We start from the raw sequence: 4,065 nt of genomic DNA, 5'->3' as shown, positions 1-4,065 counted from the left end.
GGCCCGCACCGCTCCCGCGCTCCCCGCGGCTTTCCGACCTCCCGGTCCGCCGGCCGCAGCGCGAGTTATCCACAGTTGGCGGAGGCGCGCCCCGGGCCGCCGGTACCCGGTACGGTGAGACCGAGATCAAGCCCGCCGCCCGGGCACGTCCCGCCGACGCGCGCGGTGCTGTCCGCCAGCCGACCCATCGAACGGACGGGAGCGCTCCGTGGCAGAACAGCCGCTGCATGAGCACACGCTCGGCAATGGCCTGCGCGTGGTGGTCTGCGAAGACCACGTCGTACCACTGGCCGCCGTGAACATCTGGTACGGGGTGGGTTCGCGGCACGAGCGGGCCGGCCGCACCGGGCTCGCCCACCTCTTCGAGCACCTGATGTTCCAGGGCTCCGCGAACGTCGCCGAAGGCGAGCACGCCGCGCTGCTGGAGAGCGCCGGCGCCACCTTCAACGCGAGCACGTCGTTCGAGCGCACGAACTACTACGAGACCGTGCCGGTCAGCCACCTGGAGCTCGCGCTCTGGCTGGAGGCCGACCGGATGGGCACGCTCCCCGCGGCGCTCACCCAGGTGAACCTCGACAACCAGCGCGACGTGGTGAAGAACGAGCGCCGCCAGCGCTACGACAACCAGCCCTACGGGACGGCGTTCGAGCGGCTGTGCGCCCTCACGTTCCCCGAGGGCCACCCCTACGCGCACACTCCGATCGGCTCCATGGACGACCTGGACGCCACCACCCTCGAAGACTGCGCCGACTTCTTCGCCACCTGGTACGCCCCGGGCAACGCGGTCCTGTCCGTCGTCGGCGACGTCGACCCGGAGGCGACGCTGGCCGCGGTCGAGCGCTACTTCGGCGGGCTGCCGTCCGGTCCCGAGAAGCCGCCCGCGCGCTCCGGCGACCTCGGGCCGCTGTCCGGCGTCCGCGGCGAGAGCCTGGACGAGGAGGTCCCCTCCCCCGCCTACTTCGCGATGTTCACGCTCCCCACCGACGGCGGCGACGACATCGAGGCCGCCGAGCTCGCGGTCGAGATCCTCGGCGGCGGCTCCGGGTCCCGGCTCTACGACCGGATGGTGCGGCGCGACGAGATCGCCACCGAGGTGTGGGCCGGGGTGACGCGGCTGACGTCCGGCCCGTCCCTGGCGATCGTGGACGCGATCGGCCCCGACCCGGAGAAGATCGCCGCCGTGCTGGACGAGGAGCTCCAGCGGTTCGCCGAGCACGGCCCCGACGCCGACGAGACCGCCCGCGCCACCGCCCAGGCCGAGCGCGGGTTCCTGGAGCAGACCGAGACCGTCACCGGACTGGCCAACGCGCTGTCGCAGAACGCCACGCAGTTCGGCGACCCGGCCCGGGTCTTCACCGCCCCGGGCCGCGCCGCCGCCGTCACCGGGGACGCGATCAAGGAGATGGCGGGCCGCTGGCTGGCGCCGGGCGCCCGCACCGCCCTGACCTACGGAGGCACCTCGTGACCAGCGGCCTGGAACTGCAGCCCCGACCCGTCCCCGGGCCCGTCCCGGCGTGGACGTTCCCGGCCGGTACCGAGGGCCGCGTCCCGGCGGGCCCGGCGACGCTGCGCTGCGACCTGCCCGGCCGGCGGCTCGCGGCGGTGCGGCTCGTCCTGCACGCGGGCGCCGGCCGCGAGCCGGTGCTGCCCGACGGGCGCCGTCTCGACGGCGTCGCGACGCTCGCGGCGCACGCGCTGACGGAGGGCACCGAGCCGGGCGGCGGCACCGCGCTGACCGCCGCCTTCGAGCGGCTCGGCGCCAGCTTCTTCGCGCACGCCGACCTGACCGCCCTGCGCATCGCGCTCGACGTCCCGACGACGCGGCTCGGCGCGGCCATGGAGCTGTTCGCCGAGGTCGTGCGCCGCCCGGCCCTCGACGACGGCGACGTGCGCCGGCTCGTCCGCGAGCGGCTGGAGGAGATCGCGCAGGAGGACGCCGACCCCGGCTCGCGCGCCATGCGCGAGCTCCGCGCGGTGATGTTCCCGGCGGAGGCCCGCGCGTCCCGCCCGACCGGCGGCGACCGCACCTCCGTCGAGGCGCTCCAGGGCGCCGACGTCCGGTCCTTCTACGGCTCCGTGGTGCCCGCCGAGGCCACCGCGGTCGTCGCGGGTGATCTTTCCGGGACGGACGCCGACGGCGCGCTCACGGCCGCCCTGTCGGGCTGGGCCGCTACCGGAGAGCCGCTCCCCACCGCCGACCGGGTCATGCCCGACTCGGCCGCCCGGATCGTCGTCGTCGACCGGCCGGGCTCGGTGCAGACCTACCTCAGCTTCGGGCACGGCGTCCCGGACCGCTCGCACCACGACTGGCCGTCGCTGACCGTCGCGGCGCACGTGCTCGGCGGCGGGCTCACGTCCCGGCTGAACGCGAAGCTCCGCGAGGAGAAGGGCTACACCTACGGGATGCGGGCGGGCCTGCTGCGGATGCGGCACTGCGGCCTGTTCATCGCGCAGGGCGCCGTGCACACCGAGGTCACCGCCGACGCCGTCTCCGACGCGCTGACCGAGCTGCGCGGCATCGTGTCCGAGGGCATCGGCGCCGACGAGCACGGCTCGTCCGTCCGCGCCCTGGCCGACCGCGCGCCCGCCGAGTACGAGACGGCCCGCGCCGTCGCCGCCGAACTGGCCGACGTGTCCGCCAACGGCCTGGGCACCGACTACCCGAGCGCCTACCTGGCCGCCGTACGCGCCTCCACCCCGGACGGCGTCGCCCGCACGTACCGCGAGCACGTCGACCCCGAGGGCCTCACCGTCATCGCCGTGGGCGACGCCGAGCAGATCCGCGGCCCGCTGGAGAAGCTCGGCTACGCGACCGTCACCGTGACAGCCAAGGAGTAGCCCAGCCCCCGAACCCGCCTCGGCCCCTGGTCGAACACCGTCGTGAAGCCGGGTGACCGCCAAGGAGTGAGCCCCGGCCCCGAACCCGCCTCGGCCTCTGGCCGGACGCCGTCGTGAAGCCGGGTGACCGCCAAGGGGTGGCCCGCGCCCTCGAACGCGCCGTATTGACAGGGTTCGGGGGATGGCGGAATGTTCGTCCGTGCGCGGTCGTCAGGTGCGGTTTTCGTTACCCGGCGGATGAAAAGTGCCGCTGTTCCGCTTCGCCGGGTGAACCAATGGCATGGTGGAGAGGGTCTAATCCGCGTTGGCGAACTCGCGCGGGCCGACCGACGCGGGCTGGCACCGCGGGGCGACGTCCCCGCGGTCGATAGAGGGGAACGGCCGTTGTCCTACGGGCAGATGGCGGACGGCGGGCCGTCCGTCGACACGATCCTGTCGGAGCCGAACTGCAAGCCCGGCGGCGTCGTGGCCGGCAAGGTGCACCTGCGCGGGGGTGCGCAGCCCGTGGACGTCCGGCATGTGACGCTGGCGCTCATGCCGCGCATGCAGAACGGCTATGGCGGTGAGTCGGCCGGCCCGGAGGTGTACCGGGGCGCCCTCACCCGCGGCTTCCGGCTGGACGCCGGGCAGCAGCGCGACCTCGCGTTCTCCATCCCGCTGCCGTACGAGCTGCCGTTCACCACGGTCCTCGGCCACGAGCTGCCCGGCTTCACGATCGGGATGTGCACCGAGGTCGACCTGGCGGGGCAGCCCGACCCCGGCGACATCGACCCGATCTCCGTGGAGCCGCTGGAGTCGCAGCAGTGGGTGCTCGCGGCGATCGCGCAGCTCGGCTTCCAGATCTCGAACGTCACGTTCGAGTCGTCCAAGCTGCGGGGCGTCTCCCAGCAACTGCCGTTCCACCAGGAGATGCACCTCAACCCGCCCACGTCCTACCAGGGGCGGATCGAGAAGATCGGGCTGAGCTTCGTCGCGAGCCCCCGCACCATGGCGTTCGTGCTGCGCGCCGAAGACCGCGAAAGGCCCGCGGACGAGTCGTTCGGCGTCTTCCAGGTCCCGCACGCCGAGGCCGCCGCCACCGACTGGAACGCCAAGATCGCCAACTGGCTGGAGCAGGCCGCGGTCCTCCCGCGCCCGTCCCACTCCGCCCACGGCGGCCGGGCCACGCCGCCTCCGGCCCACGCCCCGCTCCCGCCGCCGTGGGCGGAGTGGGACGGGCGCGGGAGG

Annotated in this window: 3 protein-coding genes; all 3 read left to right on the top strand. The window is 74.3% G+C overall.

The window, feature by feature from the left end:
• Positions 1-208 precede the first annotated feature (208 nt).
• On the top strand, positions 209-1,465 hold the full coding sequence (locus tag E1200_RS31695) for a pitrilysin family protein (RefSeq protein WP_131956091.1): 1,257 nt from the start codon (positions 209-211) through the stop codon (positions 1,463-1,465).
• The gene (locus tag E1200_RS31690) at positions 1,462-2,838 is read left to right on the top strand and encodes a pitrilysin family protein (RefSeq protein WP_131956089.1); all 1,377 of its coding nucleotides are present in this window, start codon (positions 1,462-1,464) and stop codon (positions 2,836-2,838) included. Before E1200_RS31695 ends, E1200_RS31690 begins: the two co-directional genes overlap by 4 nt.
• Before the next feature lie 384 nt (positions 2,839-3,222).
• The coding region (locus E1200_RS31685) for a sporulation protein (protein ID WP_165950548.1) at positions 3,223-4,065 on the top strand (843 nt) is incomplete at its 3' end.

Origin of the sequence: Actinomadura sp. GC306, from assembly GCF_004348665.1 — a bacterium.
GTDB lineage: Bacteria > Actinomycetota > Actinomycetes > Streptosporangiales > Streptosporangiaceae > Spirillospora.
Note: the sequence above shows the minus strand (reverse complement) of the source record. Positions and strands in the feature narration are given on the sequence as shown.